Source organism: Variovorax sp. 10L426, from assembly GCF_056395305.1.
Window position 1 is genome coordinate 175,771 of record NZ_JBFTJF010000003.1, and the last position, 22,904, is coordinate 198,674.

Sequence of the window (22,904 nt, forward strand, 5' to 3'; positions counted from 1 at the left end):
GGACTTTTCAAATGTCCCTCAGCAGTTGCCTGAACTCGTCCACGTCCTCGAAGCTGCGGTAGACCGAAGCGAACCGGACGTAGGCCACCTTGTCGAGCCGCTTGAGCTCGCGCATCACGAGTTCGCCCACCTTGGTCGATTCGATCTCGCGCAAGCCGCTGGAAAGCAGCTTCTGCTCGATGCGCAGCAATGCGGTGTCGATCTGTTCGATGCTGACCGGCCGCTTGCGCAAGGCCAGCATCATCGAGGCACGAACCTTCGCCGCGACGAAGTCGGCACGGCTGCCGTCCTTCTTGACGACGACGGGGAAGTTCACGTCCGGGCGCTCGTAGGTGGTGAAGCGCTTGTCGCAGGCGCCGCACTGCCGGCGGCGGCGGACGAAGTCGCCGTCCTCCGAAACACGGGTCTCGACGACCTGCGTTTCGAGGTGGCCGCAGAAAGGGCATTTCATGCGACAGCTCCGCCGGGTACGGCAGTCATGGGATCAGCGGTAGACCGGGAAGCGACTGGTCAGCGCGTTCACCTTGGCGCGCACGGCCTCGATGTTGGCCGCATCGCGCGGGTTTTCGAGCACGTCCGCGATCAGGTTGGCGGTGATCCGGGCTTCCTCGTCCTTGAAGCCGCGGGTCGTCATGGCCGGGGTGCCGATCCGCACGCCGCTGGTGACCATGGGCTTCTCGGGATCGTTGGGAATGGCGTTCTTGTTGATCGTCATATGGGCATCGCCCAGCACGGCTTCGGCTTCCTTGCCCGTGATGCCCTTGGCGCGCAGGTCGACAAGCATCACGTGGCTCTCGGTGCGACCGCTCACGATGCGCAGGCCGCGCTGGGTGAGCGTCTCGGCCACGATCTGGGCGTTCTTGACCACCTGTTGCTGGTAAGTCTTGAATTCCGGAGAGAGTGCTTCCTTGAAAGCGACGGCCTTGGCCGCGATCACGTGCATCAGCGGGCCGCCCTGGAGACCGGGGAAGATGGCGCTGTTGATCGCCTTTTCGTGCTGCGACTTCATCAGGATGATGCCGCCACGCGGGCCACGCAGGCTCTTGTGCGTGGTGGAGGTCACGACGTCCGCGTGGGGGACCGGGTTGGGGTACACACCGGCGGCGACAAGGCCGGCGTAGTGGGCGATGTCGACCATGAAAATCGCGCCGACGTCCTTGGCCACCTTGGCAAAGCGCTCGAAGTCGATGCGCAGTGAATAGGCCGATGCGCCCGCGATGATGAGCTTGGGCATCGCATCGTGCGCCTTGCGCTCCATCGCGTCGTAGTCGATCTCTTCCTTGGCGTTCAGGCCGTAGCTCACCACGTTGAACCATTTGCCGCTCATGTTGAGCGGCATGCCGTGGGTCAGGTGGCCGCCCTCGGCCAGGCTCATGCCCATGATGGTGTCGCCGGGCTTCAGGAAGGCCAGCATCACGGCTTCGTTCGCGGAGGCGCCGCAATGCGGCTGAACGTTGGCGGCGTCGGCGCCGAAGAGCTGCTTCACGCGGTCGATGGCCAGTTGCTCGGCCACGTCCACATGCTCGCAACCGCCGTAGTAGCGCTTGCCGGGATAGCCTTCGGCGTACTTGTTGGTAAGTTGCGAGCCCTGTGCGGCCATGACGGCCGGGGACGCGTAGTTTTCGCTCGCGATGAGCTCGATGTGGTGTTCCTGACGGGCGTTTTCGGCCTGGATGGCAGCCCAGATTTCAGGATCGGTCTGTTCGACCAGTTGATTGCGGTGGTACATGGCAGTCCTTCAAGACGATGGTCCTTGTTCTTCAACCAAACAAGGGCTGCCCAGGCGAACGGCGGAACACCTGCTCAAGACCGCAGGCGGCACGCTTCCCAGTGGTAGTCCACGTCAGCGCAATGCACCTGAAAAGGGTTGCGCCTATCGCCAGTCGCGTGCTGGCCGAGTGTAGCTGACGACGATCGCCGTCGTCTCGAAAAGCCTACGAATTGCCAAGCAAGGCGACGCGCTCGGGATCCGTCTCCGGCTGCTTGGCGGGCGCTGGGCTCACGACGGGAACAGAATTCGGGCGCGCTGCGGGCGTCGTCGAAGCCGTGATGGCGGGCGTACGCCCGGCGGCAACCTGGCGCAGCCGCTCATGCTCGGCCAGTACCTTCGAGGCGTAGCCGCCGTCGTCCGTGAGATTGGCGGCGCCGACGTAGAAGCGCAGTCCACCCTCGAGGGAGCCGGCACGGGCGATGCATTCCTGCAGCACCTTGACGCCCACGCGCATGTTGGTGACCGGGTCGAAGGCGGTCAGCGTGCCGCCCGCGCTTTCGTACTTTTCGCCGTGGATGCGGGTCATGACCTGCATCAGGCCCTGCGCGCCGACCTGGCTTTGGGCGAACGGATTGAAGCTGGATTCGACCGCCATGATGGCCAGGATGAGCGTCGGATCGAGCTTCGTCCGCTTGCCGAGGTCGAAAGCTTCGGCGACCAATACGGTCAGCGGCTCGACCGCCACGCGGTATTTCTTGCTCAGCCAGTATGCGACGGCGGCCTGTTGCCTGGGCAGGTCCTGAGGACTGGCGGCTGTGGTGCGTTCAATGGCGGTGGGTTCGAGATCGGTGGCTACAGCGACAGCGACTTCGGGCGCAGGTTTGCGCGACTGGAGCCAGCCCATCAGCTGTTCTTCGCCCGATTGGCGAAGGTCTGGCCGAGCGGCCAGGGCGAGCGCGGCAAAGACGATCGCGAGCCCGACAAGGGCGAAGCCGTTGTGGGTGATTTCGAAAAAGCCGTCGACCACGTCGGACACGAAGGTCCGTAGCCCTCGGGTTGTGGCATCAAGCGCGTGCTTCATCGCTTTTTTTCCTTTCTGGCGGAGCTTGTTCCGCAACGCCGCAAGTAGGAGGGCGAGACTGAACGCGGCAGCGCTTGGATTGGTACGAATCAGGTCCGCGCAAAAGAGGAGGAGCGCGGCCGCCTGATCAAGCCGGGGAAATCGGCAGCGGATTCATAAGAAAGCCCTGGCGGTCTGACGTCAGGGCAAGCGGGCATTCTAGGAGTGGCTAAATACCCGGTCAAGAATAAGGAATCGAATCTTTATTCTTGAATTGATGTAATAAGTGTGAACATTAGTTCACGGATCGACAGCCCAAGGTCGATTGAAAAGCTCTCTTGAAAACTCCCTGGCGCCCGCCTAGGCTGAACTTGCCTCGACTTTGTAGGCGTTTCACCAAGGTCCAGCAGCCGAAGGAGAGATCCTGCGGTTCAGCGACTGAGGCCCAAATGGTGGCAATCTCTTGCTGCCAGCCTGGCCGGAACATTCAACTTCCGGTCGCGCGAAAGGATGGCATGGGCGTTGCGCCCGCCATCAAGCCCGGTGGCCTGACTTCGTGTCGAGCCGCCGGGCTTTCTTGTTTTTGGGCAGTCGAAGGGCAAGTGCGTTTGGGGCACACTCCCGGTCGATGAATGCAGCTTCGCTGAAACAGAACAAATGGGTGCGGCGTGGGATCGTGGCGTTGCTCGTCCTCCTGGCCGTCTGGGCTATTGCCTGGTTGGCGGTGCCGCCGATTGCCAAGAGTCAGATCCAGAAGATCGCGAGCGAGAAACTCGGCCGCCAGGTCACGGTCGGCAAGATCGACTTCAAGCCGTGGACGCTCGAACTGACGGTCAATGACTTGCAGATCGCCACGGCCGACGGTGCCCGTTCACAGGTGGCTATCAAGCGTATCTACATGGATGGCGAACTGCAGTCGATCCTGCGGCTCGCACCGGTGGTGGACGCTGTGGCGATCGATTCGCCGGCCATCCTGCTGACGCACCTTGCCGACGGCAAGTACGACATCGACGACATCCTGAAAAAACTGGCCGCTGCTCCCGATACGCCCAAGAGGGAGCCACCCCACTTTGCCATCTACAACATCGCGATCTCGGGCGGGTCGGTCGATTTCGACGACCAGACCGTCAAGCGCAAGCACGAACTGCGCGACCTCGTGCTCAATGTGCCGTTCCTGAGCAATCTGGCCTCTCAGCGTGAGGTCAAGACCGAGCCCAAGCTGGCTTTCGTCCTGAACGGCAGCAAGTTCGATTCGTCCGCATCGTCGACACCTTTTGCGGAGAGTCACAAGACCGACGCGCAACTGAGCTTCCAGGGGCTGGACCTCGTGCCCTACATGGCCTACATGCCGGGCGGACTCCCGGTCGCGCTGCAGGCCGGCAAGCTCGACGCCGACCTGAAAGTCGATTTCGAGCAGGCGGCGACGGCGGGTCTCAAGGTCACCGGCACGATCGCGGCGAACGGCATCAAGGTCGCGGACGCCAAGGGCAAGGATCTTCTCGGCTTCGATTCGCTGAAGATTGCGCTGGCCGATGTCAGGCCGTTGGATCGCGTCGTCCACCTGAGCGAAGTGGCCCTGGCCGGGCCGGAGCTCGCCGTGGCGCGCGATTCGGCAGGCCAGATCAACCTGCTGGCGATCAATCCGACGACTGGCGCCAAGGAGAAAGTGGTTGCTGTGCCAGCCCCGCCGCAGGATGGGGAAGGGGGCGCCAAGGCCGCCGAACCGCCGGAATGGCACATCCAGGTCGACAAAGTCGCGCTCACGGAAGGCGCGATCGGCTGGCGCGACGAGACGACGCAGCCGGCCGCATCGATCGACGTGAAGAATCTCGCCGTCGAAGTGAACGCGGTGACCTGGCCGATGGAAAAACCCGCGACCTTCAACGGATCGACTTCTGTTGGCGGGGCGGCGGTCAAGTTCGGCGGTGAGGCGACCGACAAGGTCGCCCAAGTCCGGACCGAGGTCGATGCCTTGCCGCTGTCGCTCGCGGCGCCGTACCTTGCGCAAAGCCTTGAACCGACGCTGGACGGCAAGCTGAGCGGCCAGATCGAGATCGCATGGACCAAGCCCGACCTCAAGTTCAAGGCGCACAGCGTCGTGGCCGAGGGACTCGCGCTCACGCAGGAAAAGACGGCGCTGGCCAGCGTTGGCCGGTTTGAGCTTCAGGATGCCGAAGTCGACATGACGGAGCACACGCTGGCGATCGGATCCTTCACGGCGTCCAGCCCGAAAGTGCGGGTCGAGCGCGACAACGAGAAGCGTTGGATGTACGAACGCTGGCTGAAGACACCGGCCGGTGGCAGCCGTGGCGACACTGTGGATGCAAAGGTGGCGGCGCCCAAGGATCCAGACGCGGGCGAGGCGCCGTCGCCGACGGCGAACACCAAGCCATGGGCGCTTTCCATCGGAAAGGTGGGGGTGGACAATGGCGCGCTGTCCTATGCCGACAACGCCAGTGCAACGCCGGTGGCCTTCGAGATCACTGCGCTGAAGGTCGACGCGCAGAAGATCACGCCCAACACCGCGACGGTCTCGCCGCTCAAGCTGTCCGGGAAAATCGCTGCGGGTCGCGCCGAGCCGGGGCGCTTTGAATACGAAGGCAACGTGGCGTTGAAGCCGATCGCCGCCGAGGGCCGCCTGCTGGTCGCCTCCCTTCCTGCGCACGCTTTCAAGGCCTACTACGCGGACGCCCTGAACATTGATATCCGCCGCGCATTCGCAAGCTACCGTGGCACCGTCAAATATGCCGCCACGCCCACTGGCATGAACGTCCGCCTGGCAGGGGACACGGCTGTGGACGACTTCCGCGCCAACAGTGTCGTCCTTACGCAGGCTCCCGGCGCGTCGAGCAACAATCAATTGTTGAGCTGGAAGACCTTGGGATTGCGCGGCGTGCAAGTGAACATGGTTCCCGGCTCGCCGGTGACGCTCGACGTGCGAGAGACCACGCTCAGCGATTTCTTCGCCCGCATCATCATTGACCCGACTGGCCACCTCAATCTGCTTGATCTGGTCAAGAAGCCCGGGCAGCCGGCACCGGGCGCCGCCGCTGCAGGTGCTCCGCCGGCAGAAGTCACCACGCGACGTAGCTGGCGCGGCACGAACACGACGACGACCGCCAAGAAGGCCCGCCGGTCGAATGGCGAGGCGCCACCACCGGCGGAGCTGATGGTCGGTGGCGCGCCGGCGACCCCGCCGCCGGCGCCCGTGGCGGCCGCACAGCCCGCCGAGCCGGCCAACCCCATGGCCCCGATCATCAATTTCGGGCCGATCGCGCTGGTCAACGGCAAGATCGACTTCTCCGATTTGTTCATCAAGCCGAACTATTCGGCCGATTTGACGGAGCTGACCGGCCGCCTGAGCGCTTTCTCCTCGAAGCCCCAGGGAGACAGGCCTGCGTTGGCGGACCTCGAATTGCGAGGAAAGGCCCAGCAAACGGCGTCGCTGGAGATCACCGGCAAGCTCAATCCGCTCGTCAAACCGCTCGAACTCGACATCACCGCCAAGATGCGCGAGCTCGACCTGCCGCCGCTGTCGCCGTATTCGATCCGCTTTGCGGGACACGGCATCGAGCGCGGCAAGCTCAGCATGGACGTGAACTACAAGATCGCGCCCGACGGGGCGTTGACGGCGTCCAATCGGCTGATCCTCAACCAACTGCAGTTCGGCGAACAAGTCGAGGGCGCCCCCGCCAGCCTGCCGGTTCGCTTGGCCGTGGCGCTTCTTGCGGATCGCAACGGTGTGATTGACGTCGATTTGCCGCTGAGGGGGTCGATCAACGATCCGGAGTTCAGCATCGGACCGCTGATCTTCAAGGCGATCGTCAACCTGATCGCCAAGGCCGCCACAGCACCCTTCGCCTTGCTGACCGGCGGAGGAGGGGGCGGCGAATCCAGCTCCGTCGTTTTCGCGCTGGGCAGTTCCGAACTGTCGGCCGAAGCCAAGGAAAGCCTCGACAAGGTGGCGAAAGCCATCGTCGACCGGCCGGCCCTGCAGCTGACAGTCGTCGGGACGGCGAGCCTTGAGCATGAGCGCGAGGCCTATCAGCGGCAACGCGTGCGCCAGCTGGCCCAGGCGGAGAAGCGCCGCGCCGCCGTCCGGGCTGGCAAGGACGCTGCCGACGTCGAGCCTCTCACCGACGGGGAATACCCTGCGCTGCTGGCCGCGGCCTACAAACGTTCGGAGATCACCAAGCCCCGGAACATGGTCGGATTGGCCAAGGATTTGCCGACCGAAGAGATGGAAAAACTGCTGGCGGCCAATATTCCCGTCGATGAAGAGTCGATGCGGCAATTGGCCGTGGATCGCGGCGCTGTCGTGCGTGATTACCTGCTGGCTCAGAAGGTGCCGAGCGAGCGCCTTTTCCTCGGCGCGGTGCGAACCAAGGCCGAGGGCGACAATTGGAAACCCGATGCCGAGCTGAAACTGGCGACCCGTTGAACCGGTCGGCAGCAACTCGGTGAAAATGGAGCGGTGCGCCGGCAATTGCCGGCGCCTTCRCTTTTTCTACAGATAACGATATTCGCGCAGTGACTTCAACTTCTTCCAAGCCTCACGACCTTCAGTCCCTCGACACGCTGACCGGCGGCGCATTCACCGCGCCCACCTCGGGCGAGCGTGCCCAGCGCATCCGCGAATGGCTCGCTGGCAATCCGTCGCCCGAGCACATGCAGGACGTGTTCAAGGAACTGAGCGGCCGCGACAAGGGCGCCGCGCGATTGCTGCGCGAAAAGCTCGATGAACTCAAGCGCGCCAAGGGCCAGGAAGCGATCGCGGTCGAGTGGACGCACAGGGCGGAAGCGCTGCTGGCGCAGCCCAAGCTCAATATCGCCGACGCGCTTGCGTGGCAGCGCGACGCAGCCAAGGCTGGTGCCCCTCTGTCGCGCGAACCGCTGGCAGGCTTCAAGGCGCGATTGGCCGAGCGCGTGAAGGGCATCGAGGACCTGCAGCACCGTGCACAGGTCCATCGCGAGGCGGCGGTCCTGCTGGCTCAGCGCTTCGAAGTGCTTTCGACCAAGAGCTGGAGCGATGCCCAGGCGGCGGAAGAAGCCCTGCGCGCGGATGTCGCACACTGGCAACAACAGGCCGCCGAAATTGCAGCAGATGGCAACTGGAGCAGCCTCGACGCCAGGTTTGCGCCGCAACTCGAGTCTTCCAAGGCGCAGTTGCTGGTGGTGTCCGATGCATTCCATGCAGCGTTGGCGCAGGCCCAGGCCGCCGCGGCTGATCCCGCGGCACCGCTGCCGCCCGTTCCTGTGTGGGCCGACGAGCTGCGCATTGCCCGTGGCGGCGCGCCTGAGACGGCAGCACCTTCGCCGCAGAAGCCCGCCGGGCCGAAGGTTGACCCGGAAAAGCGAGCCGCCGCGCACGAAGCCGTGCAGGCTGCCCTCGCCAAACTGGAGCAGGAAACCGCCGAGGGGCATGGCAAGGCCAGCGCCGGTGCGGCGGCTGCGTTGCGCGCGGTCCTCAAGGAACACGGCAGGTTGGTCGACGCACCGCTCGAAGCCCGCGTTCACGCGGCCCTCGTGGCCGCCGGTGAACTCGAAGGCTGGCAGCGCTGGAGCGCGGACAAGGTCCGCGAAGAACTCGTCGCCAAGGCCGAAGGCCTGCTGAAGCGTCCCGAAGGCCAGGCCTTGGGTGGCCGCAAGATGCAGGAGACCCTGCGCGCATTGCGCGAGCAGTGGAAGCAGTCCGACCAGGGCGGTGTGCCCAATCACGCGCTGTGGAAGCGCTTCGACGAGGCATGCAATGAAGCCCACAAGGTTGTCGAGGCGTGGCTCGAAAAGGTTCGCGCCGACGCGGCCGAGCATCGTGCCCAGCGCGTGGCCCTCATCGAGGAAGTGAAGGCATGGGCCGCGGAACACGCGCAGACTTCCGACCTGAAGGCGGTGAATCGCGCGCTTCATCAGTTCGCCGATCGCTGGCGCGATGCAGGGCACGTCGGTGAAAAGGTGTTCGCCGAGTTGCAGGCGCAGTGGAGCGAGGCCTTCGGCGCTGCGCGGACGCCGTTCGAGGAGCAGCAGAAGGCCAGCGTCGAGCGCCGGCAGGCCATGATCGCCGAGGCTACCGAACTCGGCGCTGCGCCAATGTTGCGCATCGACGCCGTGAAGGCGCTCCAGCAACGCTGGCAGGCCGAAGCGCAATCCGTGCCCCTCGATCGCCGCCACGAGCAGAAGCTGTGGGATGCGTTCCGCGCGCCGATCGATGAGGCCTTCAACCGCAAGACCGCGGAGCGCGAAAAGGCCTCCGCAGCGATGAGCGAGCACGATCGCAACGTGCTGAACGCGTCGAAGGCGCTGGAAGCTGCGAACGCAACCGGCGACGCGCAGAAGATTCGTGCTGCGGTCGCCCAACTGGAAGCGGCTATTCGCGGCGAGGCACCCAAGGTGGCACCGGCTCCGGCACCTGCGGCCGATGGTCCCGCCGTGGGCGCTACCGAAGTGGTGGCACCAGGCCAGGCTGCGGCTGAGTTCAGCGAGAGCGCCGCGCAGGAGCCCGCGCCGGAAGATGCTGACGCCCTGTCCACGGACGCGCCGGCCGCCGAAGCGACCGCTGTCGATCTGGTGGCGCCTGCGGACGGTGCAGATCCGTCTGCACGCTCCGATTCTGAGGCCGCGCCGCCAGCGGCGGCGCCGAAGCCGGCACCCAAGCCCGTGGTTGCTGTACGGGGCGACGACCGCCCTGGCAACAAGAAGGCCGAAGCCACGCCAGCCGCGCGCGGTGGAAGGTTTGGCGATCGCCGCGACAGCCGTGGCGCGCCCGGCGGCCCAGGCGGGCGTTTTGGCCCCAACGACCGTCCTCCGCGTGGCAGCGAGCGCGGCGCACCCGCAGGCGGACGCTTCGGCGACCGCCCGCCGCGATTCGAAGACCGTGGCCCTCGCTTGGGTGACGCCGCTTTCCGTGCGCAACGTGATGCGCTCGAGCGGGCTGAGTTCGCCTTGCGCAAGCTCGCAGCACAAGCGCATGGTGAGGCACTTACGCAGGTCCTTGGCGCATGGGAAAAACGCGATGCGTCGCAATTGCCGAGCGCGCAGGAATTGGGTCGCGCCGTCACGCCAGCCGTGCGGACGAGTTGGTCGCAAGCGGTGGGAGCGTCGCCGTCGGCTCAAGCCGCCGATGCAGCCGAAGCACTGCTGCGCCTCGAAATGGCCGCCGAAGTCCCCACGCCGGCCGAGCAACTGGAAGCCCGTCGTGCATTGCAACTCAAGCTGCTGACACGACGCGGCGACCCGGCACCGGCGCAAACCTGGGGCCAGGACGCCGGCAAGGTGCTGGCAGCTCCGCACGACCCGGCATCTGCACGCCGGCTGCAGAACGCGCTCAAGGCGCTGCTTCGCAAGTGAGACATGCCGGTCGGTCTTCGGGCCGGCCGGTGATCAGACCTTGTTCGGCGTCGTAAAGAAGTCGTCGAACAAGGCGACAAGTTCGGGAAAGTCTCCCCGCAACTGGCTGCGATTCACGAAATAGGCTTCGCAAGCGACAGCGAAGAATTCGCCCATCGATTGGGCAGCGTAGGAATCGAGCCAAGGGGGCTCGCCGCCGAAGCGCTCGGCAACGATGGTTTTCTCTCGAAACACGTCGAATGCCGGCTGAAGCACCGCCAGCCAGGCGGCGCGCGCTTCGCGTCCGTTCCCAGTACCGCGGAAGCCAGGAGGCAAAGGCGGGCAACCATCGACCGAGCCGCCTCGCATATCGATCTTGTGGGCGAATTCGTGGATCACGACGTTGTAGCCCTCGGCCTGCGTGGCGCCGCTGGCGAGCACGTCCTGCCAACTCAGCATGACCGGCCCCCGGTCCATGGCCTCTCCGGCCACGACCTCTTCGTATTCGTGGACCACGCCGGTCGCGTCGACAGTCTTGCGTTGGGCAACGACTTCGGACGGGTGCACGACGACGCCAATGAAATCGTCGTACCAGTTGAGTCCGCCCTTGAGATGCAGCACTGGGAGAACTGCCTGCGCGGCGATCGCCAGCGCGACCTCGTCGGAAATGACGAAACCATGCGCGCCATGGAAGCGCTTGTCTCGCAGAAACTCGGCCGCCAGTTTGCGAAGGCGTCCCACATCGGCAGCGGGGCGTTCAGCAAGAAAACGGTAGCGCGCCAACGTCGCCTGCCACGCGGCCTCGGGTATGGGGGGTGCCGCGCGCAAACTGCGCAGCCATCCGAACATCAGCGGAGATCGACGCGTTGCGCGCCGGCGCTGGAGATGCACAGCAATTGAGCGCGCGGAGGATGGGCGGTGACGTCCCAGTCGCTCAGGACGATCCGTTGGAGACCCTCGCCCAGCGGGTGAACGGCAGGTTTGTGTGTGTGGCCGTGCACCAGGGTTGTCGCCCCAGCCTGTCGCAACCAGTCGCGAGCGGCGTCCGGGTCGACGTCGGCCCAGACCATGTCGGGGCTGTGCTTGCGGTCTTCACTCTGCGCGCGGACCGATCGCGCGAGTGCACGACGTTCCTCGATCGGACGGGCGAGCACGGCGTCTTTCCACGCCGGTGTCCGCACCTGTGCCCGGAAACGCAGGTATTCGGTGTCTTCCAGGCACAGTAGATCGCCGTGACTCAAGAGCCAGCGCTTGTCGTGGAGCACGAGCAAGGTTGGATCGTCGATGAGCGTCATGCCGCTTTGCGCCGCGAAGGCCGGGCCGAGCAGGAAGTCCCGATTCCCATGCATGAAGAAGACAGGCCGCCGCGCCGTCGCGGCGCGGAGCACGTCGGCGCATTGCGCCTCGAAGCCGGGAAGGGTGGCTGCGTCGTCGCCGATCCATACCTCGAAGAGGTCGCCGAGGATGAAGATCGCATCGGCGGGCGAGGTTTCGAGATAACCCCGCCATGCATCAAAAGTGGCCTGATCCGCGGCCTGCAGATGGAGGTCGGAGATGAGATCGACCGTGCGCCAGTTTGGCGGCGCCACGATCTCGGCAAACGCCTCCATGGGCAACGTCAGGCCTTGACGACGGCCTTTTCGATCACGACGTCCTCGAGCGGCACGTCGTCATGGAAGCCTTTGCGGCCCGTCTTGACGGCCTTGATCTTGTCGACGACGTCCTTGCCCTCGACGACCTTGCCGAACACGGCGTAACCCCAGCCTTGAGCCGACGGCGCGGTGTGGTTCAGGAAGCCGTTGTCGGCCACATTGATGAAGAACTGTGCGGTGGCCGAGTGAGGCGCGTTGGTGCGTGCCATTGCCACCGTGTAATTGTCGTTCTTGAGGCCGTTGTTGGCTTCGTTCTGGATTTCGGCGCCGGTCGGCTTCTGCGACATGCCTGGCTCGAAACCGCCACCCTGGACCATGAAGCCCGGGATCACCCGGTGAAACACGGTGTTGTCGTAGTGGCCCTTGGTCACATAGGCGAGGAAGTTCTCGACGGTCTTGGGCGCCTTGTCCTGGTCGAGTTCGAGCGTGATCACGCCCTTGTCCTTGATGTGCAGTTCGACTTGGGGATTGCTCATGAGGGCTCCTTTGATTACTTCGCCACGGTGGCGGACTGGATGGTGATGGTTTCGAGGGGGACGTCCTGCATCCCGCCCTTGTTGCCCGTGCGTGCGGTACGGATTTTGTCGACGACCTCGGTGCCGGAGATGACCTTGCCGAACACCGCGTAGCCGTAACCGTCGGGGTTGGGCGCATTGAGGTTGGCGTTGTCCTTCACGTTGATGAAGAACTGCGCGGTGGCCGAGTTCGGGTCGGACGTGCGCGCCATCGCGATGGTGTACTTGTCGTTCTTGAGGCCGTTCTTCGCTTCGAGCGCGATGGGCGCGCGCGTCGGCTTCTGCTTCAGGTCGGGCGTGAAGCCGCCGCCCTGGATCATGAAGCCGTCGATGACGCGGTGAAATACCGTGCCGTCATATTGCTTGTCCTTGACGTACTGGAGGAAATTCTCGACGGTCTTGGGCGCCTTGTCTGGGTACAGCTCGACGACGATGTCACCGGCCGAGGTGCTGAGCTTGACGCGCGGGGCGTTCTGCGCCCAGGCGGTCCCGGCGATGGCCAGCGTGGCGGCCGCGATCAGCGCCGCGCGGCGCGAGATGGCTTGAAAGGTCACGGGAGAGTCGCTTTCCGAATGTTGCGCCGAGGCGCGGTGGACAGGTGGCTTACCGGCGAACGGGCTTGCGGCCGTCCGCGGGCGCCGCCGGAAGGTCGCCGGTGTTCGGCGCGCTGAACATCTGGCGGATCAGTACGAGCTTGGGAGGCACGGTAGTGTTGCCGGGTTCGAGCTGTTTGGCGCGGCCATAGGATTGCGCCGCGAGGCGGACATACACGTCGCCGAGGTTCTCGTGTGCGGTCGCGTAGTCCGGGTTGAGCTTGGTCGCCATTTCGAGCGCCGCGCGCGCCTTGTCGAATTGGCTTTGCGCCGCATACAGGGCGGCCAGGTTGTTGTAGGGCTCGGGCAGTTCCGGAAAATCCTGGGTGAGCTGCGTAAAGGCGGCTGTCGCCTCGGTCTGCTTGCCTTGCTCGGTGAGGATCACGCCACGTAGGAAGCGCATCTGCGGATCGCGAGGCTTGCCGGCGATGTAGGTATCGGCCTTTGCCAATGCCTCGTCGGATTTGCCTTGGCGGAGAAGCGCATTGACGTCGCCGTAGTCGTCGGCATACGCCACGCCCAGGGTCATCGCGAGCAGGAGGGCAGGGAAAATACGGAAGAGTGATGAAGGCAAGTTGGCGGCGCTCTGCATGAAGCCTCGAGTAATGGAGGGGACACAGGCCTCGTAAACACGCGGAAAATATCCGTCGGTGGCCGTTTATACTGCGAGGGATTGTAGCCGAGGGGCCACGTCCAACCCCTCGTCCCAGCAGCACATACACCCCTGAAAAACCCGCTGTCCTTCGCCCGTTTCGAACGAGCGCGAACCGACGCTTTTCGAGCCTCATGAGTCTTCGCATCTACAACACGCTCTCGCGTGAATTGGAGGAATTTTCTCCTCTGCAACCAGGCAAGGTGAGCATGTACGTGTGCGGAATGACCGTCTACGACTATTGCCACCTGGGTCACGCGCGTTCGATGATCGCGTTCGACGTGGTGCAGCGATGGCTCAGGGTCTCCGGTCTGGCGGTGGACTACGTTCGCAACATCACCGACATCGACGACAAGATCATCCGCCGCGCGGTGGAGAACGGCGAGAGCATCCGCGCGCTCACCGACCGGATGATCGATGCCCTGCACGAGGACGCGGACGCGCTCGGCATCGAGCGACCGACGCATGAACCGCGTGCGACGGAGTACATCCCGCAGATGCTGTCGATGATCAGCACGCTCGAGCAGAAGGGGCTGGCTTACCGCGCGGCCAACGGCGACGTGAACTATGCGGTGCGCAAGTTCCCGGGCTACGGCAAGTTGAGCGGCAAGTCCCTCGATGAGTTGCACGCCGGCGAACGGGTCGCAGTGCTTGACGGCAAGGACGATCCGCTCGACCCGGTGCTGTGGAAGGGCGCCAAAGCGACCGAGCCCGACGAGGTGAAATGGCCCAGTGCGTTCGGTCCCGGGCGACCGGGCTGGCACATCGAGTGCTCGGCGATGGCCTGCCAGTTGCTCGGCGAAACGCTCGACATCCACGGCGGCGGCGCGGATCTCCAGTTCCCGCATCATGAAAACGAGATCGCGCAAAGCGAAGGCGCAAGCGGCAAGCCGTTGGCCCGGACATGGATGCACAACGGGTTCATCAACATCGACGACGAGAAGATGTCCAAGAGCCTGGGCAATTTCTTCCTCATTCGCGATGTGCTGAAGAAGTTCGACGCCGAGACGATCCGGTTCTTCGTGGTTCGTGCGCACTATCGCAGCCCGCTCAACTACAGCGATGTTCACCTGAGCGATGCGCGCGCGTCGCTCAAGCGGTTGTACAACGCACTGCTACCGGTGACGCCTGCGCCGCTCGCGAGCATCGACTGGAGCAATGCGTACGCCGCCCGCTTCAAGGCGGCGATGGACGAGGATTTCGGTACGCCCGAGGCGGTTGCAGTGCTTTTCGACTTGGCTGGCGAGGTCAACCGTACCCAATCGGCCGAACTGGCAGGGCTGCTGAAGGCGCTGGGCGGCTGCCTGGGCATTCTTCAGGCGGACCCACAGGCATTCCTGCAGGCGGGTACTGCGCTTGACGAGGCCTCCATCCAGGCCCTGATTCAGCAGCGTGCCGAAGCCAAGGCAGCGAAGAATTTCGCCGAAGCCGACCGTATCCGCAACGAATTGCTCGCGCAAGGCATCGTCCTGAAGGACTCGCCGACCGGCACGACATGGACGTCGGCCCAGTGAACGCGACAAGAACGATGCCCCCTGCGAAGACGCCCGAGATCCAGGTATTCACCCCCGACTACTGGGAAGAGGCCTGCAAGCACCTCGCCAAGAAAGACCGCGTCATGAAGCGGCTGATTCCGCGCTTCGGCGATGCCTGCCTGGAATCGCGAGGCGACGCCTTCACGACGCTGGCGCGAAGCATTGTCGGACAACAGATCTCGGTGAAGGCGGCCCAGTCGGTCTGGGACCGCTTCGCCAAACTGCCCCGCAAGTTGACGCCCGCCAGCGTGCTCAAGCTCAAGGTCGACGACATGCGTGCGGCCGGACTTTCGGCTCGCAAGGTGGAATATCTCGTCGACCTTGCGCTGCATTTCGATTCGGGCGCCGTCCACGTTGATGCGTGGAAGGACATGTCCGACGAGATGATCATTGCGGAATTGGTCGCGATCCGCGGCATCGGCCGCTGGACCGCCGAAATGTTCCTGATCTTCCATTTGATGCGGCCCAATGTGCTGCCGCTGGATGACCTCGGCCTGATCAACGGCATCAGCCAGAACTACTTCTCGGGCGACCCCGTCAGCCGCAGCGATGCGCGCGAAGTGGCTGTTGCCTGGGCCCCTTACTGCAGCGTGGCGACTTGGTATATTTGGCGATCGCTCGACCCGCTACCGGTCGCATACTGAATAACAGGAGAAGACGTTGGCGAAACGAACCTTTCTCGACTTCGAGCAGCCCGTCGCTGAGCTCGAAAGCAAGATCGAAGAACTGCGCTATGTGCAAACAGAGTCGGCAGTCGACATCTCGGAAGAAATCGATCAGCTGGGCAAGAAGAGCCTTCAGCTCACCAAGGACATCTACAGCGATCTGACACCGTGGCAGATCACCAAGATCGCCCGGCACCCCGAGCGTCCTTACACGCTCGACTACATCAACGAGATCTTCACGGACTTCGTCGAACTGCACGGCGACCGTCATTTTTCCGACGACCTGTCGATCGTCGGTGGCTTGGCCCGATTCAATGGCACACCGTGCATGGTGCTCGGCCATCAGAAGGGCCGTGACACGAAGGAACGCACTGCGCGCAACTTTGGCATGAGCAAGCCGGAAGGCTATCGCAAGGCACTGCGGCTCATGAAGACGGCCGAAAAATTCAAGCTCCCGGTCTTCACCTTCGTCGACACGCCGGGTGCCTATCCGGGCATCGACGCCGAAGAGCGCGGCCAGTCTGAAGCCATTGGCCGCAATATTTTCGAGATGGCGCAGCTCGAAGTGCCCATCATCGTGACCATCATCGGCGAGGGCGGCTCGGGCGGCGCGCTGGCGATCTCGGTCGGCGACCAGGTGTTGATGCTGCAGTATTCGGTCTATTCGGTGATCAGTCCCGAAGGCTGTGCGTCCATCCTCTGGAAGACCAGTGACAGGGCGCAGGAAGCCGCCGATGCCCTGGGCATTACCGCGCACCGGCTCAAGGCGCTGGGACTGGTCGACAAGATCGTCAACGAGCCGGTCGGCGGTTCGCACCGTGACCACCGGCAAATGGCGGCGTTCCTCAAGCGCGCGTTGAACGACGCCTTCCGCCAGGTCAGCGATCTGACGGTCAAGGAATTGCTCAATCGCCGCTACGAGCGCTTGCAGAGCTACGGTCGTTTCGCCGACACCAAGGCCGACAGCGGCAAGTAAGGCGCAGTGCAGGCTGAAGCCTGCCGCGCGGCGCCCCGATGGAAAATCCTGCCGACCATGCACTGGCTTCATGGGCGACGCCATTGCCGTTCGCAGTGGCCTACAGCGGCGGGGCGGACTCGACGGCACTGCTTCACGCCGCGGCAAGCCGCTGGCCGGGCCAGGTGCACGCGATTCATGTCCATCATGGGATCCAGCGCGCTGCGGACGATTTCGAGGCGCATTGCACTGCGACTTGCGCGGCACTTGGCGTTCCCCTGCACGTAGGGCGCGTCGATGCCCGGCATGCACCCGGGGAGAGTCCAGAGGACGCGGCGCGACGTGCGCGCTATGCGACGCTGGCCGCGGTGGCACTCACACACGATCTGCGGCATGTCGCCCTTGCGCAGCACGCGGATGATCAGGTCGAGACACTGCTGATCGCGCTCAGCCGCGGCGCCGGAGTGGACGGTTTGGCTGGGATGCCGTCCCGCATGCAGCGGCATGGCATCGAGTTTCATCGGCCGCTGCTTGGCGTGCACGCAGACGCGTTGCGCGAGTGGATCGTTGGCGGTGCAATTCCATACATCGACGATCCGAGCAACGCCGACCTGCGATATACACGCAACCGGATTCGCCGACAGGTACTGCCGGCGCTCGCTGCCGCGCTGCCGCAATACCGAGAGACCTTCGCCCGCTCGGCGCGCAATGCGGCGAGAGCGTCAGTGCTGCTTTCGGAAGTTGCCGCGAGGGATCTTCTCGAGGCCGGGTCGCCGCCATCATTGGCTGTACTACGTGCGCTCCCGCGAGATCGCCTCGCCAACGCCTTGCGCCACTGGTTGAAGCGCGACCACGGCGCTGTGCCCAGCGAAGCGCAATTGGAACAACTGCTCGATCAGATCGCCGCGTGCAGCACGCGTGGGCACCGCATCCAACTCAAGATCGCGGCTGGCCGGGTCGAGCGCGAAGGCGACACGCTGCGTTGGTACAATGCTTCGCCCTTGCCGTAGCTCGCAGCCTTTGCGCTGAATCTGGCTGCCGAGGGTGCATGAACGCCGGTGTTGACCGGTGTGGCCGCCATTTGCGGCATCCGAACTCTTCTCTTTGACTTCACCCATGGCATTGATCGTTCACAAATACGGCGGCACGTCGATGGGCTCCACCGAGCGCATCAAGAACGTCGCCAAGCGAGTCGCCAAATGGGCGCGCGCCGGCCACCAGATGATCGTGGTCCCGAGTGCCATGAGCGGCGAAACCAATCGGCTGCTTGGCCTCGCCAAGGAACTCGTCACAGGCAAGCCCGGCGACGACTACAACCGCGAACTCGACATGCTCGCATCTACGGGAGAGCAGGCATCGTCGGCGCTGCTGGCCATTGCGCTGCAGGCAGAAGGTCTCCAGGCCGTCAGCTACGCGGGCTGGCAGGTCCAGGTCAAGACCGATAGCGCTTTCACCAAGGCCCGCATCGAAAGCATCGACGACGAGCGCGTGCGCGCCGACCTCGACGCCGGCAAGGTGGTGGTCATCACCGGCTTCCAGGGCGTCGACGATGCCGGAAACATCACCACGCTGGGACGCGGCGGCAGCGACACCTCGGCAGTCGCCATCGCCGCGGCGTTGAAGGCCAATGAGTGCCTCATCTACACCGACGTCGACGGCGTCTACACCACCGATCCGCGCGTCGAGCCCGATGCGCGCCGGCTGGTGACCGTCAGCTTCGAGGAAATGCTCGAAATGGCGAGCCTGGGCTCCAAGGTGCTGCAGATTCGTTCGGTCGAATTCGCCGGCAAATACAAGGTCCCGCTGCGCGTGCTTTCGAGCTTCACGCCCTGGGATATCGACATCAACGAAGAAGCCAAATCCGGCACGCTGATCACTTTCGAGGAAGACGAAAAAATGGAACAAGCCGTCGTATCCGGCATTGCGTTCAATCGCGACGAAGCCAAAATTTCCGTGCTCGGCGTGCCCGACAAGCCGGGTATCGCGTATCACATCCTTGGTGCCATCGCCGACGCGAACATCGAAGTCGACGTGATCATCCAGAACCTGAGCAAGGACGGGCGTACTGACTTCAGCTTCACGGTTCATCGCAATGACTACGCCAAGGCGGTCGATTTGCTCAAGGCGAAGGTTCTGCCGACGCTGGGCGCGGCCGACATCGTGGGCGACACCAAGATCTGCAAGGTTAGCATCGTCGGTATCGGCATGCGCAGCCACGTCGGCGTTGCGAGCAAGATGTTCCGCGTGTTGAGCGAAGAGGGCATCAACATTCAGATGATCTCCACCAGCGAAATCAAGACCTCAGTCGTGATCGACGAAAAATACATGGAGCTCGCTGTGCGCGCGCTGCATAAAGCTTTCGATTTGGATCAACCGGGGTCCTGAAGCTGGCATAATCATCGGCTCAGGAACTGTGACCGAGTGGCCGAAGGTGCTCCCCTGCTAAGGGAGTATGGGGTGTAGAGCCTCATCGAGGGTTCGAATCCCTCCGGTTCCGCCAGACATCGTCTTAGACGATCCCAAAAGCCCCGCGCTGTCGAAGCGTCGGGGCTTTTTTGCGTTTGGACTTGCACGTGTCGACACTTAGCCGAAAGCTGTCGCATTCCAACGCCTTTGGCTTTCGGTGATCCGCGTACTTTCGTTCGCTGACCCAATCTTAGGGTTATCACTAGGTATCGGAATGTCGAGGACATTCAGTACACTTATTGCCGATGATTCAGCACACTGAATCAATCACGACAGCAACCCGACTGCCTTCAAAAACAGCGCACCCAAGACGCGGCAGATTCCATCAATCCGGAGACCTTGATGACCCCCACCTTGCGACGCACCTTCGACGAAGGACCCATGAGCCGTTTCCAATGGAGTGCGATTGCAATCTGCGTCACGCTGGTCATGCTTGACGGCTTCGACGTGCTCGTGATGGCATTTACCGCCGCCAGCATTTCGGCTGAATGGAAGCTCACCGGAGCACAACTTGGCATGCTGTTCAGTGCAGGTTTGCTTGGCATGGCTGCCGGTTCGCTGTTCCTGGCACCTCTGGCCGATCGATTTGGGCGCCAATCGATCATCCTGCTGTGCCTCACCGTGATCGCGCTCGGCATGGGGCTGTCCGCGATGGCGCAAGATGCCTTCCAGATGGCGGCCACACGCGCATTCACGGGCATCGGCATCGGCGGAATGCTTGCCAGTGTTGGTGTCATCACGGCTGAGTACGCCTCGAACAAATGGCGCAGCACGGCCGTCGCGTTGCAGGCGACTGGCTATCCGATCGGAGCAACCATCGGTGGAAGCATCGCAGCCGTCCTGTTGGAGGTCCATGGCTGGCGCTCGGTGTTTGTCTTTGGCGCATTGGCCACCGCGGTCATGATTCCGCTCGTGATGTGGCGGCTGCCTGAATCGGTGGATTTCCTCGCGTCGAAGCGTCCGGCCGGTGCGCTGCGCAAGCTCAACGTCCTGATGCGCAAGATGCAGCGCCCGGAACTGGCCGAATTGCCGCCGCTGGAGGTCGAAGCGCAACGCTCGTCCAGTTCGATTGCAGGATTGTTTGCCGGCGGCCTGGGCCGATCGACGGTTCTGCTCTGGATCGCGTTCTTCCTGCTGATGTTCAGCTTCTACTTTGCGCTCAGTTGGACTCCCAAGCTTCTCGTCTCCGCAGGTCTCTCGGCCCGCGAGGGCATCACGGGTGGTGTGCTCCTGAACATTGGCGGCATCATCGGCGGCAGTGTGTTCGGCCTGCTGGCATCCAAGCTTGACCTGGGTCGTCTGACTGTCGCGAATCTGGCGATCACGGCACTTGTGATGGCGATCTTCGGTGCCGTCACGGGCCATCTGACCGCGTCGTTTGCCGTTGCCTTCCTGATCGGCATGTTCATCTTCGGTTCGATGGCCGGCCTCTACGCATTCGCTCCGGCGATCTACCCGGCAGCGGTTCGCACCACTGGCATGGGTTGGGCGATCGGAGTCGGGCGCATCGGGGCAATCCTTGCGCCGCTCACCGCCGGGGCGCTACTCGACGGTGGCTGGCAGCCGCCGCAACTCTATTACGCGTATGCGCTGCCCTTGCTGGCCGCGATGGTCTCGGTGCTGGCATTGCGACGCAGTGCGACCCCTGGCCCCGCAGGCGATGTGATTGCCGCGCACTAAGGCGCATCGAAAACCTTCTCTAGCTCCCCCACAGCACCCACAAGGAGACACACATGTTCCCCAAGAACAACTGGTACGTTGCCTGCTCGGCCAACGAAATCGACGACAAGCCGCTGGGCCGCAAGATCTGCGGCGAAAATCTGGTCCTCTACCGCGCGCTCGAAGGCAAGGCCACGGCGATGGAGGATTTCTGCCCGCATCGCGGCGCGCCGCTGTCGCTGGGTCGGGTGGTCGAGGGAAAGCTGGTGTGCGGCTATCACGGCCTTGAAATGGGCTGCGATGGCAAGACCGTCGCGATGCCCGGCCAGCGCGTTCGCGGCTTCCCGGCGATCCGGACCTTTCCGGTGATCGAACGCTACGGCTTCGTCTGGGTCTGGCCGGGCGATCCGGCCCTTGCCGATGCGACCAAGCTGCATCACCTCGAGTGGGCAGAGAGTTCCGATTGGGCCTATGGCGGCGGACTGTTCCACATCAGCTGCGACTACCGCCTGATGATCGACAACCTCATGGACCTCACGCACGAGACATACGTGCATTCCACGAGCATCGGCCAGAAGGAAATCGACGAGACGCCCACCACGACAAAGGTCGAGGGCGACATGGTGGTCACCAGCCGGTTCATGGAAAACATCTCTGCGCCGCCGTTCTGGCGCATGGCCTTGCGGGGCAATCACCTGGCTGACGACGTGCCGGTCGATCGCTGGCAGATCTGCCGCTTCACGCCGCCGAGCCACGTCATGATCGAAGTCGGCGTGGCGCACGCGGGCAAGGGCGGCTACGACGCGGACGCCGCGCACAAAGTGTCCAGCATCGTCGTCGATTTCATCACGCCCGAAACCGAGACCTCGCACTGGTACTTCTGGGGCATGGCGCGCAACTTCCAGCCGCACGACAAGGCCTTGACCGCTTCGATTCGCGAAGGCCAACACAAGATCTTCAGCGAGGATCTGGAGATGCTCGAATCGCAGCAGCGCAACCATCTCGCATATCCGGATCGGCCATTGCTGAAGCTCAACATCGATTCGGGCGGGGTGCAATCGCGCCGCGTGCTCGATCGTCTGATGGCGGAGGAAGGCCAGGCGGTGTCGTCATGAACGCCGCAGAACTGGATGTGCGCATCGCGCGCAAGCAAAACGAAGCTGTCGACATCTGCACCTTCGAGTTGGTGCAGGCGGACGGGCGCCCGCTGCCAGCCTTCTCCGCTGGTTCGCACATCGACGTGCAGATGCCGGGCGGCATCACGCGGCAATATTCGCTGTGCAACGATCCTCGCGAAAGTCACCGGTACCTGATCGGCGTATTGCGCGATCCCAATTCGCGTGGCGGTTCGCAGACCATGCACGACGCGATGCAGGAGGGCGCACCGCTGCGCATCAGCGCGCCGAAGAACCACTTTCCGCTCACCAACGGCGCCAATCACAGCGTGTTGATCGCCGGTGGAATCGGAGTGACGCCCATTCTCTGCATGGCGGAGCGTCTGGCCATCACAGGCGGCTCCTTCGAGATGCACTACTGCACCCGCTCGCGCGAACGGACAGCCTTCGCCGACCGCATCGCGCAATCGACGTTCGGCTCGCAGGTTCACTTTCATTTCGACGACGGCGAAGCGTCTCAGAAACTCGCGCTCGGCCCGTTGGTCGGCACGCCGAAGCCCGGCGTGCACCTGTACGTCTGCGGCCCCAAGGGATTCATGGATTGGGTGCTCGATGCCGCGCGCGCCGCAGGTTGGCCGGCCGAGCAACTCCACTACGAATTCTTCTCTGCCGAGGTGGTCAAGTCCGATGCCGATGCCGCATTCGAGGTCAAGCTGGCAAGTTCGGGTCGGGTGGTGACCGTGCTCAAGGACCAGACGGTCGTGCAGGCACTGGCTGCCATTGGCGTCGAGGTCGCGACGTCCTGCGAACAGGGCGTGTGCGGCACCTGTCTGACGCGGGTGCTCGAAGGCGAGCCCGACCACAAGGACATGTACCTCACGCCCGAGGAGCAGGCGGCCAACGACCAGTTCACCCCCTGTTGTTCGCGGTCCCGCTCGCCGATGCTGGTGCTCGACCTGTAGGCAAGAAACCAGCCTCGATAATGGCGAAAGTTAAGTACTCC

At 63.7% G+C, this 22,904-nt stretch carries 18 protein-coding genes, 1 tRNA gene and 1 riboswitch; of the genes, 11 read left to right on the forward strand and 8 right to left on the reverse strand.

Features of this window, described 5'->3' with window-relative positions:
• Positions 1–7: 7 nt before the first annotated feature.
• From nrdR to AC1DHL_RS05480, 3 genes are all read right to left on the reverse strand, one after another.
• Complete coding sequence (gene nrdR / locus AC1DHL_RS05470; RefSeq protein ID WP_478101647.1) at positions 8–451, reverse strand: transcriptional regulator NrdR; 444 nt, start codon at positions 449–451, stop codon at positions 8–10.
• A 33-nt stretch (positions 452–484) separates the two neighbouring features.
• Entirely contained in the window at positions 485–1,729 is a 1,245-nt protein-coding gene (glyA, locus tag AC1DHL_RS05475; protein ID WP_478101650.1) for a serine hydroxymethyltransferase, read from the reverse strand.
• 41 nt (positions 1,730–1,770) lie between these two features.
• A riboswitch (ZMP/ZTP riboswitch) is annotated at positions 1,771–1,897 on the reverse strand.
• Between the two features lie 37 nt (positions 1,898–1,934).
• A complete protein-coding gene (locus AC1DHL_RS05480; RefSeq protein ID WP_478161196.1) occupies positions 1,935–2,792 on the reverse strand; it encodes a transglycosylase SLT domain-containing protein in 858 nt (285 codons plus the stop codon).
• Between the two features lie 607 nt (positions 2,793–3,399).
• On the opposite strand from AC1DHL_RS05480, the gene AC1DHL_RS05485 reads away from it, so the two are divergent.
• Positions 3,400–7,212 carry a DUF748 domain-containing protein gene (locus AC1DHL_RS05485; protein ID WP_478161198.1) on the forward strand — a complete coding sequence of 1,271 codons (3,813 nt, stop codon included), beginning with the start codon at positions 3,400–3,402 and terminating at the stop codon, positions 7,210–7,212.
• An 89-nt stretch (positions 7,213–7,301) separates the two neighbouring features.
• On the forward strand, positions 7,302–10,115 hold the full coding sequence (locus AC1DHL_RS05490) for a DUF349 domain-containing protein (RefSeq protein WP_478161200.1): 2,814 nt from the start codon (positions 7,302–7,304) through the stop codon (positions 10,113–10,115).
• 33 nt (positions 10,116–10,148) lie between these two features.
• Here AC1DHL_RS05490 and AC1DHL_RS05495 read toward each other — a convergent pair whose 3' ends face one another.
• From AC1DHL_RS05495 to AC1DHL_RS05515, 5 genes are read right to left on the reverse strand one after another with little or no spacing between them, the layout of a single operon-like run.
• On the reverse strand, positions 10,149–10,943 hold the full coding sequence (locus AC1DHL_RS05495; protein WP_478161202.1) for a M90 family metallopeptidase: 795 nt from the start codon (positions 10,941–10,943) through the stop codon (positions 10,149–10,151).
• Positions 10,943–11,704 carry a UDP-2,3-diacylglucosamine diphosphatase gene (locus AC1DHL_RS05500; protein ID WP_478161204.1) on the reverse strand — a complete coding sequence of 254 codons (762 nt, stop codon included), beginning with the start codon at positions 11,702–11,704 and terminating at the stop codon, positions 10,943–10,945. Before AC1DHL_RS05500 ends, AC1DHL_RS05495 begins: the two co-directional genes overlap by 1 nt.
• Before the next feature lie 8 nt (positions 11,705–11,712).
• Positions 11,713–12,222 (reverse strand): peptidylprolyl isomerase, encoded by a 510-nt coding sequence (locus AC1DHL_RS05505; protein WP_478101662.1) that lies wholly within the window; start codon positions 12,220–12,222, stop codon positions 11,713–11,715.
• 14 nt (positions 12,223–12,236) lie between these two features.
• Positions 12,237–12,815 (reverse strand): peptidylprolyl isomerase, encoded by a 579-nt coding sequence (locus AC1DHL_RS05510; RefSeq protein WP_478161206.1) that lies wholly within the window; start codon positions 12,813–12,815, stop codon positions 12,237–12,239.
• Positions 12,816–12,864: 49 nt separating this feature from the next.
• Positions 12,865–13,446: a tetratricopeptide repeat protein gene (locus AC1DHL_RS05515; RefSeq protein WP_478161208.1), complete on the reverse strand. Its 582-nt coding sequence runs from the start codon at positions 13,444–13,446 to the stop codon at positions 12,865–12,867.
• Positions 13,447–13,640: 194 nt separating this feature from the next.
• Here AC1DHL_RS05515 and cysS point away from each other — a divergent pair, with 194 nt between their 5' ends.
• From cysS to AC1DHL_RS05560, 9 genes are all read left to right on the forward strand, one after another.
• A complete protein-coding gene (gene cysS / locus AC1DHL_RS05520) occupies positions 13,641–15,020 on the forward strand; it encodes a cysteine--tRNA ligase (protein WP_478161210.1) in 1,380 nt (459 codons plus the stop codon).
• A 14-nt stretch (positions 15,021–15,034) separates the two neighbouring features.
• Positions 15,035–15,685, forward strand: coding sequence for a DNA-3-methyladenine glycosylase family protein (locus tag AC1DHL_RS05525; RefSeq protein WP_478101750.1), 651 nt, complete (start codon positions 15,035–15,037; stop codon positions 15,683–15,685).
• Between the two features lie 16 nt (positions 15,686–15,701).
• On the forward strand, positions 15,702–16,682 hold the full coding sequence (locus AC1DHL_RS05530; RefSeq protein WP_478101670.1) for an acetyl-CoA carboxylase carboxyltransferase subunit alpha: 981 nt from the start codon (positions 15,702–15,704) through the stop codon (positions 16,680–16,682).
• Between the two features lie 38 nt (positions 16,683–16,720).
• Positions 16,721–17,671: a tRNA lysidine(34) synthetase TilS gene (gene tilS / locus AC1DHL_RS05535; RefSeq protein ID WP_478161212.1), complete on the forward strand. Its 951-nt coding sequence runs from the start codon at positions 16,721–16,723 to the stop codon at positions 17,669–17,671.
• 106 nt (positions 17,672–17,777) lie between these two features.
• A complete protein-coding gene (locus tag AC1DHL_RS05540) occupies positions 17,778–19,046 on the forward strand; it encodes an aspartate kinase (RefSeq protein WP_478161214.1) in 1,269 nt (422 codons plus the stop codon).
• A 22-nt stretch (positions 19,047–19,068) separates the two neighbouring features.
• Positions 19,069–19,161, forward strand: a tRNA-Ser gene (locus tag AC1DHL_RS05545).
• 308 nt (positions 19,162–19,469) lie between these two features.
• Positions 19,470–20,807 carry an MFS transporter gene (locus AC1DHL_RS05550; protein WP_478161216.1) on the forward strand — a complete coding sequence of 446 codons (1,338 nt, stop codon included), beginning with the start codon at positions 19,470–19,472 and terminating at the stop codon, positions 20,805–20,807.
• Between the two features lie 53 nt (positions 20,808–20,860).
• A complete protein-coding gene (locus AC1DHL_RS05555; RefSeq protein ID WP_478101690.1) occupies positions 20,861–21,901 on the forward strand; it encodes an aromatic ring-hydroxylating dioxygenase subunit alpha in 1,041 nt (346 codons plus the stop codon).
• On the forward strand, positions 21,898–22,863 hold the full coding sequence (locus tag AC1DHL_RS05560) for a PDR/VanB family oxidoreductase (RefSeq protein ID WP_478101692.1): 966 nt from the start codon (positions 21,898–21,900) through the stop codon (positions 22,861–22,863). Before AC1DHL_RS05555 ends, AC1DHL_RS05560 begins: the two co-directional genes overlap by 4 nt.
• Positions 22,864–22,904: the final 41 nt, after the last annotated feature.